Raw genomic sequence first — 12,634 nt, 5'->3', positions numbered from 1 at the left:
GGAAGAACCCATGTGGAAAGCCGGAGATCACCGCAAAGGCTTCAGTGGGCCGACTTCCTGTGCGACGCACACGCACGATGTGCGTGACACAGGCGCCCTTGCAATGTGTCCGGGGGAGCAGAACTGGATACGAGAATACCACTAGGAATGGGTTCTACTGAACTTGAACAAATTGCTCGAATCGCTCACATTCGCTCGTCAGCCCTGCTTCCTGGTCTTCAGCACTCACTCCGCCCTCCCTTGACTCCGCGAGTTCCCTTCTTCGAACCGCCGTGAATCGAGTGCGGGTGCGGGGACTCCCTGATCGCACACCATGACTGCTCCCCTGTATCGCCTCGCGGACGCCACTCTCGTTGAACCGCTCGTCCAGGACTTCCAGGCCTGGTGGATGACGGTGGCGCCCATGCCCGCGAGCCTGCATCTGCAGGCCTATCTGCTGCCGCTGCTGAAGGCCTACCTGCAGACGCCGGACTTCCACGCGAAGGCAGCGAAGGATCCGGAGCTGAGCGGCAGCTCCTTCGTGGGCATCGCGCCGGAGCGCGCGGAAGAGGTGCGCGCGCTCATGCAGCGGATGACCACCGCGCAGGAGGACAACATCAAGCTGGCGGAGGCGTTCGACGAGTTCCAGACGCAGCTGCTGGCGGAGGCCAAGGGCCAGTCCCTGGAGCCGCTGTATTCGCGGCTGCCGGACGTGCTCAAGGGCAAGGTGGAGCTGGTCTACGACTACGTGAACCGCCCGTCGATGCGCGTGCACGAAGGCCTGCTGTACCGCGGCCCTCACCACAAGACGGAGCTCCAGTCGATGCGGCTCCGCCGGCTGAAGGCGGACGCGGAGCGCGACTCGCTGCTCACCACGCCGCGCCTGATGGAGGCGGGGCAGCTGGACTGGAAGGTGCCCTTCCACGACGAGCGCCTGGACAAGCTCTTCAGCCTGGACGTGGAGCCCAAGCCGCTGGAGTGGATCCGCGACCTGCTGGGCGACGCGGTGAAGTCCGACGCGGACCTGATGCCCCTGCTCACGGAGGCGACGCAGACCCTTCCCGAGACCTGGAACGGGCCGGGGGTGCGCATCCGCTACGTGGGCCACGCGTGCGTGCTGGTGGAGTGGAAGGGCACGTCCATCCTCATCGACGCGGTGGTGCCGGTGCGGCCGGAGAAGATGGGCCCGCTGGAGCGCATGTCCTTCGCGGACCTGCCCCGCCGCATCGACTACGTGGTCATCACCCACAGCCACCCGGACCACCTGGACATCGAAACGCTGCTGCGCCTGCGCCACCGCATCGGCACGCTGATGGTGCCGCGCGCCAGCGGCGCCCTGGCGGGTGACTACTCGCCGCGGCTGTTGGGCAAGGCGCTCGGCTTCAAGAACGTGCTGGAGCCCTACTTCTACGAATCCCTGCCCATCCCGGACGGCGAGATCATCGCCGCGCCGTTCATGGGCGAGCACGGCGACGTGGCCCACGCCAAGTCCGCGTGGATCATCCGCACCGGCGAGGATCGCCTGTTCTTCGCCGCCGACTCCATGTGCGTGGACGAGACGACGTACCGCGACCTGCGCAGCACGGTGGGCGATCTGCACTCGGTCTTCATGAACACGGAGATCGTCGGCGCGCCGCACACCTGGATGCTGGAGGGCTTCTTCCCCAAGAAGCGCGACCGCAAGCTGGAGAAGAACCGCCGGTGCCGCGGCAGCAACTCCGCCGAAGGCCTGCGCCTGCTGGAGCTCGTGGGCGCCAAGCGGATCTTCAACTACGCCATGGGCCTGGAGCCCTGGATGGAGCACATCATCGGGCCCGCCGCCACGCCGGAGACGCCCCGCATGAAGGAGTCGGATCTGCTGCTCTCCACCGCTCGCGAGCGCGGCCTCCAGGCCGAACGACTCGAGGGCGCGCGGCAGGTCCACCTCAAGGGCTGATTCGCACGCGGGCGCTGGGCGGCCTGGCCGCCCCCCCGTGAGTAGGGCTCGACGGGACGAGCCCAACCGGTATGCTCGGGAACATGAGGAATCCCCGGAAAGAAACCCTCACGTTCATCGCGGTGACGCTCGCGGTGAGCTGGACGATGGCCGTGGCGTTCATCGCGGGCGGCGAGAAGTCCGTGTGGCTGATGCGCTGGATGATGTGCGTGCCGGGCATCGTGGGCCTCGCGTGTTCGTGGTTCTTCCGGCGCGAGCCCCCTTCCGCGGTGGGCTTCTCCTTCCCCGGTTGGAAGTGGTGGTTCCTGGGGCTGGCGCTGCCGCTGGCGTACGGCGCTTTCATCGCGCCGCTGGCCTACGCGATCCGGTTCGCGACCGGGGACGCGTCCTTCATCACGTTCCAGCCGCAGCTGCTCAAGGGTCCGTTCGGAGTGACGGGCGTGGCGACGGTGCCGGTGATGATCCTCCTGTTCTGGGCGCTGACGGTGACGTGGTGGCTGGCCGCCGCGTCCGTGCGCTGGCGCTGGGTGGAGAAGCTGGGCGCGAAGCTGCCCGAGCGCTGGCGCTGGCTGCGGTTCGGCCTGGCCGCGCTGGTGTGGGGGCCCGTCGTGGGCTTCGGCGTCCCCAGCGAGCTGGGTGAAGAGGTGGGCTGGCGCGGGACGCTGGTGCGCTGGTGGATGCACCGGCCGGCGCTGGCCGCGGCCATCACCATGCCGGTGTGGGCCGCGTTCCACCTGCCCCTCATCTTCTCCTCCACGCAGCGCGGGCACGTGGGGCAGAACGTGACGTTCCTCCTGTCCATCGCCGTGGCCGCGGTGGTGTTCGCGCAGCTCTACATGGCGTCGCGCTCCATCTGGCCGCCCGCCCTCTTCCACATCAGCTGGAACATCATCAACCCGCTGCTCTTCGGCAGCGTCTACAACGGCCGGCCGGGGCTCTTCGGCGGTCAGGTCTGGGTCTTCAACGGAGAGGGCGTCTTCGGGCTCCTGCTCCACGGGCTGGTGGCCGTGTGGCTCTTCCGCCATTGGAAGCGGAGCGCCCGGACCACGGAAAGCGCGGTATTGCCGGAGTCCTCCGCGACGCCTGCCTGAGGCCTTGCGGCCTGGCGAGCGCAGGCTTTTCCGCATGTGACATCCCGGGCGGGCAACAGTTACTCTCCCGCGCGAGATGACCCCTGCCGTCCGGGCCGACATGGAAGCACGTGCCGACCGCGCCCTGCGCCGGGGCGAGCTGGCGGAGGCGTTCGAGCTCTTCGAGCACCTCCTGGCCGCCTTTCCGCGCGAAGAGAGCCTGGCCGCCAGGCTGGCCCAGCTGCGCGACAGCCTCCAGCCGGAGGAGCTGCAGCACCTGAAGAACCGCGTGCGCGAACCCCAGCGCCTCCCGCTGGGCCCGCCGTCGCCCATGCAGGAGGGCGAGCGACTCTTCACGTTGGGTGACTATGTGGGCGCCGCCGCCGCGTACCGCCGGGCACTTCAGGAGCGCCCCGGCAACGAACTGGTGCTGGAGCGGCTGGAGGAGCTGTACCGGATGGCCCGCGAGATGCCAGTGCAGTCCCCCACGGACCGGGCCCTTCCGCCACAGAAGGAGGATCGCCTCCAGGCCCTCCTGGACCGGCTGGCCTCCCGGCGTCGCCTCAAGCGCGACTGAGGGGCCGCCCCCGCGTCCCGGCGAGCGCGGATCCGACGCAACCGCTGATTCGCGCGTTGCACCCCCCTGGGGTGGCACCTACAATCCGCACCGACGTTGCTGTCATAGTGCCGCCCGTTCCTACTGACACCCGCGTCCGACTTCCTACGATCCTATGGCTCGACCTCTTCGACTCGGCGTCCTCACCGGCGGTGGCGACTGCCCGGGACTCAATGCGCTCATCCGTGGCCTCGTCCGTCGAGGCGTGCACGAGTTCGGCCACTCGTTCGTCGGCATCGAGAATGGCTACATGGGCCTGGTGGAGCCGGAGCTCGTCCGCCCGCTCGGTGTGGAGGACACGCGCGGCATCCTGCCCAAGGGCGGCACCATCCTCGGCACGTCCAACAAGGCGAACCCGTTCTCCTATCCGGTGCGTGAGGGTGATGCCTGGGTGGATCGGGACGTGTCGGATTCGGTCCTGCGCCGCTGCGAGGAGTTGCGGCTGGACGGACTGGTCGCGATTGGCGGGGACGGCACGCTGTCCATCGCGCACCAGCTGGCGGAGAAGGGGCTGAAGGTCGTCGGGTGTCCGAAGACCATCGACAATGACTTGTCCGGCACGGACCAGACGTTCGGGTTCGACACCGCGCGGCTCATCGTCACGGAGGCGCTGGACCGGCTGCACTCCACCGCGGAGGCGCATGACCGCGTGATGGTGGTGGAGATCATGGGCCGCCACGCGGGCTTCCTCACGCTGGAGAGCGGCATCGCTGGCGGCGCGGACCTCATCCTCATCCCGGAGATTCCGTACCGCGTGGAGTCCATGCTGGAGACGCTGAAGCGGCGGGCCACGCGGCGGCGCAGCTTCTCCATCATCGCCATCTCCGAAGGCGCGTATCCGGAGGGTGGCGCGCTGTCCGTGCTGGCGGAGGCCGCGGACATCCCGGGGCGGGGCGTGGTGCGGCTGGGCGGCTCCGGCAAGGTGTGCGCGGATCTGCTGGCGAGCCACATCGCGGCGGAGATCCGCGTCACCGTGCTGGGCCACCTGCAGCGCGGCGGCAGCCCGAGCGCGGCGGACCGGGTGCTGGCCACGCGCTACGGATGCAAGGTGCTGGACCTGGTGCGGGACAACCAGTGGGGGCACATGGTGGCGCTTCGGAACAACGAAGTCGTTCCCGTGCCGCTGAGTGAGTCTCGCAAGGAGCGACGCGTGGACGTCCAGGGAGACCTGGTGCGGTTCGCGCGGAGCATGGGCATCGGGTTCGGGGACTGAGGGGAGAGCGCGCACCGCACGCCATGACGCTCGTCGGCCGCCATATCGGTCGCTATCGCATCCTGGAGGAGCTGGGCTCCGGGGGCATGAGCGTCGTGTACAAGGGCCTGGACACGGCCCTTGACCGCGAGGTCGCGGTGAAGGTGCTGCACCCGCACCTGGCCGGCAAGGACGAGTCGCGCCGCCGCCTGGCGCGCGAGGCCCGCGCGGTGGCGAAGCTGCACCACCCCAACATCCTGGAGGTGTTCGACTTCTCCTCGGCGGAGGCGCACGACGCCTTCATCGTCACCGAGTACATCCGCGGCCGGACGCTCAAGACGTACCTGGATGAAGGCCCGCTGGAGCCGCCGGAGCTGGCGGCGATGATCATCCACGAGCTGGCGGCGGCGCTGGCGCACGCGCACGAAGCGGGCGTCATCCACCGCGACCTGAAGCCTGAGAACGTCATGGTGCGCGAGGACGGGGTCCTCAAGCTCATGGACTTCGGCATCGCGCGGCTGCTGGACATCGAGGACCGGATGACGGTGACCGGCGCGCTGGTGGGTTCGCCCGCGCACATGTCGCCGGAGATCATCGAGGGCCTGGAGGCCGGGCCTGAGGCGGACGTCTTCAGCCTGGGGATCATGTTCTACGCACTGATGACGGGCCGCCTGCCCTTCACCGCGTCGAACACCACGGCGACGCTCAAGCGCATCCTGGATGGGGCGTATGAAGACCCTCGCCGCCGCGTGCCCGCGCTGTCGGATGAACTGGCGGAGATCTGCGCGACGTGCCTCCAGCGCGACCCCGCGCGGCGCTACCCGAACGCGGGGAAGCTGCGCGACGCGCTGGCGGATGCGCTCGCGGGGCTGGGCTTCTCCCGCGTGGGCGAGGAGCTGATTTCGTTCTTCGCGGATCCGCCGTCGTACCAGCGGCTCGCGCGCCAGCGCATCGTCGCGGCGCTGCTGGAGCGTGGGGAGCGGCAGCTGGCGGAGAAGCGGACGCCGCGCGCACTGGCGTGTCTCAACCACGTGCTCGCGCTGGACGCGACGAATGAACGGGCGCTGGGGTTGCTCAAGGGCATCCAGCGTCAGCAGCGGCGGCGCACGTGGCGCAGGCGCGGCATCCGCGCGGGCATCGCGGCGGGCGTGGCGCTCGCGTTGGGTCTGGGCGGCTGGCAGCTGTACCGGATGAACGCGAGCGCGCCCGAGACGCCGAAGGTGCAGACGACGGATCCACGCACCGAGGGCTCGAAGGCCTCGGGTTCCCAGCCCACGGCTGGCGGAACGACGGGCGCCTCCACGGGCACGCAAGGCACGGGCGCGGTCCAAGGCTCGCAGGGCACGGGCGGCACGGCGGGTTCGCCCGATCGCACGGGCACCCCTCAGGGCACGCAGGCCACGGGCTCGCGACCCAACGGTGCGCAGGGCTCGGGTGGCACGGGCACGCCTGGCCGGGATACCGACCTCAACCCTCGCGTCCCCTCCCCTCCAGATCGCACGTCCTCGCGCCCCACGGTGGTCGCCAGCCTCGACCCGCAGGACGACTCCAAGCCCGCGCGCAACGGCAAGCTCCCCGTGTCCATCCTCGTGCGCCCCTACGGCTCCATCCGCGTGGACGGCGGCCCCGCGGGCACGAAGCAGCTCGCGCAGCACGACGTGCAGCTGTCCCCTGGCGAGCACACCGTCATCGTCTCCTGCGACTACTGCGAGGACGCCACGGAGACCATCGACGTGAAGCCGGACCGCGAGAACGTCTTCCGCCTGCGCGCCTTGCTGAAGGCCTCGCAGCTGGCCATGGACTACCAGCCGCCGGACGCCACCGTGCGCGTGGGCGACGTGGAGCGCGCCGCGAACGACAGCCTCCAGCACCCCTTCGACATCCGCTCCCCCCGAGGCCCCGCCAGCTTCCAGCACCGCGTGGAGGTGGAGATCTCCTCCCCCGGCTACAAGACCGAGAAGCGCGTCGTCCTGCTGGAGCCCGGCAAGCCCACCACCCTGCGCGGGAGCCTGGCGCCCGAATGAGCCGAGGCCCGCTGCTTCTCGTCGTCCTCCTGCTGGCCGCCCTGCTCGGCCCCGCGTCCGCGCGCGCCCAGGCGCCCATGGGCGCGGATCCGGAGGTCGCCGCGCTGCGCTCGTCGTTCGAATACGGCAAGTACGCGGAGGTGCTGGAGCGCGCCGGTCAGCGCATCGACCGGGGCGACCTGCCGGAGGAGGACCTGGTGGAGCTGCACAAGCTCGCGGGCCTGTCCGCCTTCAACCTCAACAAGACGGACGACGCCGAGCGCCACCTGCGCGCCGTGCTCCGGTTGGATCCCGACTTCAGCCTGGACCCCTTCGTCGTCCCGCCCCCGGCCGTCGCCTACTTCGAGGACCTCAAGAACCAGATGTCCGGCGAGCGCGATTTCCTTCGGCAGGAGCAGCGCCTGCGCCTGGAGCGAGAGAAGACCGAACAGGAGCGCCGGGAACAGGAGCGCGTCGCCCTGGAGACGCAGCGCCGCCGCGCGGAGGAGCTGGCCCGTCAGGTCACCGTGCGCACCGTGGAGAAGCACAACTTCCTGGTCAACTTCGTCCCCTTCGGCGCCGGCCAGTTCCAGCAGGGCCGCAACGGCATGGGCATCGCCTTCGCCGCGACGGAAGGCGTGCTGGCCATCACCAGCATCATCGCGTTCTTCGCGTACGATTCGCTCTTCGAGGAGCGGCTCATCAACCTGGACAACGTGCTGGACGAGGACGGCCGCGCGTCCATTCCGGTGCGCTACATCCCCACGGACCGCGCCCGGCAGGCGGACACCTGGCAGCTGCTCAAGCTCGCGTCCGCCACCGGCTTCTACACCGTCTACACCCTGGGCGTGGTGGACGCCGTCTACCACCACGAGGACCAGGTGGTGAGCAGCACCACCGTCGAGTCCCGCCCCGAACCGAAGCCCTCTCCTACCGTCTCCCAGGCCGCGCCGCCGCGCGTGCGGCTGTACTCCACCAAGGGTGGGCTGGGCGCCGGCTTCTCTCTCACGTTCTAGCCCCGAACCCCAAAGTCCGCCCATGGCCAGCCTCACCGTTCGCACCCCCGATGGAAAGGTCCGCACGGTCTCCCTGCTCAAGCGCATCACCAGCCTGGGGCGGGGATCCGACAACGACGTGCCACTGGAGGACGCCAGCGTCCCCTCCAACGCCCTGCACGTCACCTTCGACGGCTCCCGCTACGAAGTCGGCAGCCTGGGCGCCACCTTCCACGTCAACGGCAAGCGGCGCGACAATCACGCGCTCGCCACCGGTGACGTGGTCAAGGTTGGCGGCACCGAGCTGACCTTCTCCCGCGAGGACGCCCCCCGCGAGCCCGTGCGCCGCGAGGTGCCCGAGCGGGAGGTGTCCCTCCTCCCCTCCGCCGCCACGGCCTCGTCTGATTCGCACACGGCGGAGCTACCCGGCGTGGTGGGCCGCGAGCTGGTGCTGCTCAAGCGGCTCACCGCGTTCAGCGAGCGGCTCTTCGGCAGCTACGACGTGGACCGCATCCTGGAGAGCCTGCTGGACGAGGCCATCGAGGTCACCCGCGCCGACAAGGGCTTCCTCATCCTGATGGAGAGCGGCGAGCCGCGCGTGAAGGCCGCGCGCAACGTGGCCCGGGAGAACATCGAGGACGCGGTGGAGAAGCTGTCCGACTCCATCATCGCCAAGGTGGTGAAGGACCAGAAGGCCATCATCGTCGCGGACGCGCTGGACGCGCCGGAGTTCAAGGCCAGCGAGTCCGTGGTGAACCTCAAGGTCCACTCCGTCATGTGCGTGCCGGTGATGCACAAGGGCGACCTGTTCGGCGTGCTCTACGTGGGCAACGATCGACTGGTGAACCGCTTCGAGCCCAAGAGCATGGACATGCTCACCGTGTTCGCGGCGCAGGCGTCCCTGCTCTTGCAGAACGCGCTGCTCGTGAACGACCTCAAGCTCGACAACACGGAGCTGCGCCGCAAGCTGGAGGACCAGCGCTACGGCGACATCGTGGGCGCGTGCCAGGGCATGCGGGACGTGTACAAGCGCATCGACAAGATCGCGCCCACGGACATCTCCGTGCTGATTACGGGAGAGACGGGCACGGGCAAGGAGCTCATCGCCCGGGAGGTCCACCGCCGCTCGCCGCGCACCAAGGGTCCGTTCATCACGGTGAACTGCGGCGCCATCCCGGAGAACCTGCTGGAGAGCGAGCTGTTCGGCCACGCCAAGGGCGCCTTCACCGGCGCGGTGGCCACGCGGCCCGGCAAGTTCCAGGCAGCCATCGGCGGCACGCTCTTCCTGGACGAGATCGGCGAGATGCCGCTCCAGCTCCAGGTGAAGCTGCTGCGCGCGCTCCAGGACAAGATTGTCTACAAGGTCGGTGAGAACCGCGGCGAGCCGGTGGACATCCGCGTGGTGGCCGCGACGAACAAGATTCTTGAAGACGAGGTGAAGCGGAACACGTTCCGCGAGGACCTCTACTACCGGCTCAACGTCGTCACCGTGAAGCTGCCGCCCCTGCGCGAGCGCGGCGAGGACGTCATCGTCCTGGGCCGCTTCTTCCTCCAGAAGTACGCGCGCGAGTTCAACTCCAAGGCGCGCGGCTTCACGCCCGCGGCCGCCGTGTCGATGAAGAAGTACGGCTGGCCGGGCAACATCCGGGAGCTGGAGAACCGCCTGAAGAAGGCGGTGGTGCTGGCGGACAAGCCGCTGCTCGGCGCGGACGACCTGGACCTCAAGCCGGAGAACCTGGAGCCCATCATGCCGCTGCTCCAGGCGAAGGAAGAGTTCCAGAAGCGTTACATCAACGAGGTCCTGGCCCGGAACAACGGCAACCGCACCAAGACGGCCAAGGACCTGGGGGTGGATCCCCGCACCATCTTCCGCCACCTGGAGAAACTGGAGGCGGAGAAGACGGGCGGTCCGCTTCCTCCCGAGGAGAACGAGGAACTGCTATAGCGTTCCTCCAAGCCACGCCATGCACCGTCACGCGACGCGACAGTCCCGGGGCATCCTCCAGCCGTTGGTGACGGCCCTGGGGCTCGCGGCGCTCGCGACGGGCTCCGGGTGCCTCATCCCCCAGGACGTGGCGCTGCTGGAGAGCCTGCCCGAGTTCAGGAACCGCCCGCCCCGCATCGTGGAGGAGCAGGTGGAGCCCTCCGAGCGCATCCTGCGCGCCTTCGGCGTGGGCAGCTGCACCCAGGACTTCAACGTGGTGGTGGAGGACCTGGACGTCGACGACCGCATCACCGTGGAGTGGTACGTGGACTACAACCCGTCCAACCCCACGGGCTACTACCGGCAGATCGTCCTCGCCAACACCGGCCAGCCCCGCCGTGACGACCGCGGCACGCTGCGCATGGACCTGCGCTCGGCCAACAACCCGCTGGCCCCGCCGGGCATCCACCTGATCGAGGCGTTCGTCACCGACCGGCACCTCACCAACCGCCAGCCGGATCCTCCGGACGAAGTCATCCTCGCGGACGGCGGCGTGGTGAAGAACCCGGGCTTCGTCACCTCGTACGCGTGGGTGGTGAACACCGTGGCGGGGGACTGCCAGTGAGGCGCGCGCTCCGGGCCCTGGCGCTGGCGCTCGGGCTGACCGGGGCCGGGTGCGGCTTCCTGGATGACGAGCCGCCCCCGGAGCAGCTGGTGTGCCGCTCCGACGCGGAGTGCGCCGCCGGCCAGGTGTGCTTCGTGGATGGCTGCGGCAACCCCGGCGGCGACATCGTCGTGGAGGTGCAGCCCCATCCCAAGGCGGGCCTGCTCGCGCAGGACTTCCCGGTGGACCGGCTGCGGGCGGAGCAGAACCTGGAGCTCTTCAGCCCCGTGCGCCTGACGGGCACCGTCACGAGCGGCACCACCGCCACGGAGGACGGTGGCACGGCGCCCGTCCCCTACCGCGCCCCCATCCACCTGCTGGCCACGGGCGACAGCCGCCTCATCCCGGGCGTGGCACGGCGCTATGAGACGACGCTCACCCCGGACGACGGCGCGTGGGTGCTGCCCGTGGGCAGTGGCCAGTACACCGTGACGCTCACGCCGGTGGACCCGTCCCTGCCGCCGCTGTCGCGCGACGCCTTCGTGGACCCTTCCTCGGGCGGCATGGTGGCCTTCGACCTGCCCACCGCGTCGCGCGTGGTGACGGTGACGGGGACGCTGATGCTCCAGGGTTCGAAGCGGGTGGACGCGGACATGGAGGTACAGGTGCTGGATGAGTCCCTGCGCCCGCTGTCCCAACGCGCCCGCGTGGCCCGCGACACGGGCGCGTTCCAGTTGGTGCTGGGCGCGGATGACGCAAGACGCGCCACGGTGCTCGTGCGCGCGACGCCCGTGAACGCCGGGGATCTGGTGCCCTGGAAGACCTTCGTGGTGGATCCGTCCACCATCCTCCCCATCCCGCTGGAGCTGGGCGACCCCGGCGCGGCCGTGACGGTGGAGGGCCGCGTGCTGGAGATGAACGGCCAGACGCCCATGGCTGGCGCGCGCGTGTCGCTCCAGGGCCGCGTGGCCGGCGGCGGCACCTTCAAGGGCGTGCCGGTGCTGACGGACGCGCAGGGGCGCTACCAGCTCACGTCCCTGCCCGGCGTCGCGGAGTCCCCGCTCACGCTGGTCATCGTCCCGCCGCCCAGCTCGTCCTCGCGGCTGACGCCCCAGCAGGTGGCGGTGGCGGCGGTGGACACGGTGCTGCCAGACGTGACGTGCCCGGAGCGCATGACGGTGGTGGGCAGCGTGAAGAACCCGGAGGGCACCGGCCCCGCGTCGGGCGTGCGCGTCGTGGTGGAGCCGGTGGGGGCGCTCGAAGGCTATCCGCAGCCGCCCCTGGGCTTCGAGTCGCCCCTCACCACCAACAGCGACGGCAACTTCGCGCTGGCCCTGGACCCGGGCGAGTACCGGCTGGACTTCCTTCCTGGGGAGAACCTGCCGCGCGTCAGCCGCTTCGTCACCGTGCCGGCCGGCACCGCCGATTCAGAGGTGATGACGCTGGCGGCCTTCACGCTGTCACGGGGCCGTTCGTTGAGCGGCCGCATCACCCTGCCCCCAGACCCCGCGCTGGCGCCGGACGGAATCGGGGCGAACGCTTCCGTGCGCTTCTTCCGCGTGGTGACGGTGGGAGGACGGCCGGAGTCCATCCTGCTGGCGCAGACAGTGTCCGACAGCACGGGGCGCTACTCCACCGTGCTGCCCACGCGCTGAAGCAGTGACTACCGGCCGCTGTCCTTGCGGCGCGCGGTGTCGAAGGCGGCGTGCAGCGCGTCCACCGCGCCGCCCACCTCGCCCGCGTACTGCACCGCGTGGATGGTGTAGAGGTCCTGCACCCGCGTGAGGTGGCGGTACACCGAGCGCAGCTCCACGCGCGCCGGATCCCTCGACTCCAGGGCGCACTCGGACTCGGACTTGCGCACGCGCGTCAGCCAGTCCGTGCGGAAGCGCATCCACTCCTGGTCGACCTTACGGGCGGGGAGGACGTGCACGAGCTTCTCGCGCTCGGACTCCAGGTCCTTCCAGTGCGCGTCCGCGGCGTCCAGGCATTCGCGCACGGTGAGCGGTGGCGTCACGGCCGGGGGCCTCGCGGGCGTCATCGCCGCGACGGAGTGCCCCACGTTCCAGATCATCCACAGCGAGACCAGCGTGGCCAGCGTGATGTGGACCGCGTACGCGGCGCCACGGTAGCGGCGGAAGCGGGCGTCTTTCTGCGAGTCGGGAGCGGACACGGGGCCCAGGTCTTACGACCCTGGACCCCGGGTGGCAATGCTTCCCTTGCACACCGTCCGGAAGGCGAACCCTGCCCGGACGGCGGCGGTGTGGGGACTACGGACCCGCGGCGGGGGCGGCCACGGCCGGAGCGGCCTGGGG

At 69.9% G+C, this 12,634-nt stretch carries 10 protein-coding genes; 9 read left to right on the top strand and 1 reads right to left on the bottom strand.

Features of this window, described 5'->3' with window-relative positions; genetic code table 11:
- Window positions 1-313: 313 nt before the first annotated feature.
- The 9 genes from D7Y11_RS08590 to D7Y11_RS08550 all read left to right on the top strand — a co-directional run bounded on the left by D7Y11_RS08590 (window position 314) and on the right by D7Y11_RS08550 (window position 11,974).
- Window positions 314-1,915: an MBL fold metallo-hydrolase gene (locus D7Y11_RS08590; RefSeq protein WP_126933443.1), complete on the top strand. Its 1,602-nt coding sequence runs from the start codon at window positions 314-316 to the stop codon at window positions 1,913-1,915.
- Window positions 1,916-1,998: 83 nt separating this feature from the next.
- On the top strand, window positions 1,999-3,006 hold the full coding sequence (locus D7Y11_RS08585; protein ID WP_158641907.1) for a CPBP family intramembrane glutamic endopeptidase: 1,008 nt from the start codon (window positions 1,999-2,001) through the stop codon (window positions 3,004-3,006).
- A 76-nt stretch (window positions 3,007-3,082) separates the two neighbouring features.
- On the top strand, window positions 3,083-3,562 hold the full coding sequence (locus tag D7Y11_RS08580) for a hypothetical protein (protein ID WP_120575378.1): 480 nt from the start codon (window positions 3,083-3,085) through the stop codon (window positions 3,560-3,562).
- A gap of 154 nt (window positions 3,563-3,716) precedes the next feature.
- The gene (locus tag D7Y11_RS08575; RefSeq protein ID WP_120575377.1) at window positions 3,717-4,814 is read left to right on the top strand and encodes a 6-phosphofructokinase; all 1,098 of its coding nucleotides are present in this window, start codon (window positions 3,717-3,719) and stop codon (window positions 4,812-4,814) included.
- A gap of 23 nt (window positions 4,815-4,837) precedes the next feature.
- Window positions 4,838-6,817, top strand: a complete 1,980-nt coding sequence (locus tag D7Y11_RS08570; RefSeq protein ID WP_126933441.1) for a serine/threonine-protein kinase — start codon at window positions 4,838-4,840, stop codon at window positions 6,815-6,817.
- Window positions 6,814-7,812: a hypothetical protein gene (locus tag D7Y11_RS08565; protein ID WP_120575375.1), complete on the top strand. Its 999-nt coding sequence runs from the start codon at window positions 6,814-6,816 to the stop codon at window positions 7,810-7,812. The genes D7Y11_RS08570 and D7Y11_RS08565 overlap by 4 nt, the downstream gene beginning before the upstream one ends.
- 22 nt (window positions 7,813-7,834) lie before the next feature.
- Window positions 7,835-9,736 carry a sigma 54-interacting transcriptional regulator gene (locus D7Y11_RS08560; RefSeq protein WP_120575374.1) on the top strand — a complete coding sequence of 634 codons (1,902 nt, stop codon included), beginning with the start codon at window positions 7,835-7,837 and terminating at the stop codon, window positions 9,734-9,736.
- Between the two features lie 19 nt (window positions 9,737-9,755).
- Entirely contained in the window at window positions 9,756-10,340 is a 585-nt protein-coding gene (locus D7Y11_RS08555; RefSeq protein ID WP_120575373.1) for a hypothetical protein, read from the top strand.
- On the top strand, window positions 10,337-11,974 hold the full coding sequence (locus D7Y11_RS08550) for a carboxypeptidase regulatory-like domain-containing protein (protein ID WP_169819990.1): 1,638 nt from the start codon (window positions 10,337-10,339) through the stop codon (window positions 11,972-11,974). The genes D7Y11_RS08555 and D7Y11_RS08550 overlap by 4 nt, the downstream gene beginning before the upstream one ends.
- A gap of 8 nt (window positions 11,975-11,982) precedes the next feature.
- Here the strand turns inward: D7Y11_RS08550 and D7Y11_RS08545 are convergent, their stop codons facing one another.
- Entirely contained in the window at window positions 11,983-12,492 is a 510-nt protein-coding gene (locus D7Y11_RS08545; protein ID WP_169819991.1) for a hypothetical protein, read from the bottom strand.
- Window positions 12,493-12,634 lie beyond the last annotated feature (142 nt).

Origin of the sequence: Corallococcus sp. AB018, from assembly GCF_003986945.1 — a bacterium.
Classification (GTDB): domain Bacteria; phylum Myxococcota; class Myxococcia; order Myxococcales; family Myxococcaceae; genus Corallococcus; species Corallococcus exiguus.
Note: the sequence above shows the minus strand (reverse complement) of the source record. Positions and strands in the feature narration are given on the sequence as shown.

What these genes read in the sequence shown, in the direction of transcription:
- D7Y11_RS08590 (WP_126933443.1), top strand. Translation starts at nt 314, where the DNA reads ATGACTGCTCCCCTGTATCGCCTCGCGGACGCCACTCTCGTTGAACCG.
- D7Y11_RS08585 (WP_158641907.1), top strand. Translation starts at nt 1,999, where the DNA reads ATGAGGAATCCCCGGAAAGAAACCCTCACGTTCATCGCGGTGACGCTC.
- D7Y11_RS08580 (WP_120575378.1), top strand. Translation starts at nt 3,083, where the DNA reads ATGACCCCTGCCGTCCGGGCCGACATGGAAGCACGTGCCGACCGCGCC.
- D7Y11_RS08575 (WP_120575377.1), top strand. Translation starts at nt 3,717, where the DNA reads ATGGCTCGACCTCTTCGACTCGGCGTCCTCACCGGCGGTGGCGACTGC.
- D7Y11_RS08570 (WP_126933441.1), top strand. Translation starts at nt 4,838, where the DNA reads ATGACGCTCGTCGGCCGCCATATCGGTCGCTATCGCATCCTGGAGGAG.
- D7Y11_RS08565 (WP_120575375.1), top strand. Translation starts at nt 6,814, where the DNA reads ATGAGCCGAGGCCCGCTGCTTCTCGTCGTCCTCCTGCTGGCCGCCCTG.
- D7Y11_RS08560 (WP_120575374.1), top strand. Translation starts at nt 7,835, where the DNA reads ATGGCCAGCCTCACCGTTCGCACCCCCGATGGAAAGGTCCGCACGGTC.
- D7Y11_RS08555 (WP_120575373.1), top strand. Translation starts at nt 9,756, where the DNA reads ATGCACCGTCACGCGACGCGACAGTCCCGGGGCATCCTCCAGCCGTTG.